This window comes from Enterobacter sp. UPMP701 (genome assembly GCF_053709515.1).
The window spans coordinates 1-457 of sequence record NZ_JBSKJN010000060.1 but is presented as its reverse complement, the minus strand read 5'-3'; the positions used below and the strand labels follow the sequence as shown (position 1 = coordinate 457).

The window sequence follows — 457 nt, the reverse complement described above, 5'->3', positions numbered from 1 at the left end:
CTTTAATATCGTTGGACGCACCGGTAGAAACATGTTCCGGCCCGTAGATGATCTCTTCTGCCAGACGACCACCGTACAGCGTAGAAATCTGGCTTTCCAGTTTCTGACGGCTGGCGCTGATTGCGTCGCCCTCAGGCAAGAAGAAAGTCACACCCAGCGCACGACCGCGTGGGATAATCGTCACTTTGTGCACCGGATCGTGTTCCGGCACCAGGCGACCGATAATCGCATGACCCGCTTCGTGGTAAGCCGTTGATTCTTTCTGCGCTTCCGTCATCACCATGGAGCGACGTTCCGCACCCATCATGATTTTGTCTTTCGCTTTCTCGAACTCAACCATCGACACAACGCGTTTGTTGCCACGAGCAGCGAACAGTGCCGCTTCGTTCACCAGGTTCGCCAGGTCAGCACCGGAGAAACCAGGAGTACCACGGGCAATGATTGCCGCGTCGATATC

1 pseudogene is annotated in these 457 nt (G+C 55.4%); it reads right to left on the bottom strand.

The window, feature by feature from the left end:
- Positions 1 to 457, bottom strand: a pseudogene (locus ACWKXT_RS24355) (ATP-dependent zinc metalloprotease FtsH); the annotation flags it as partial.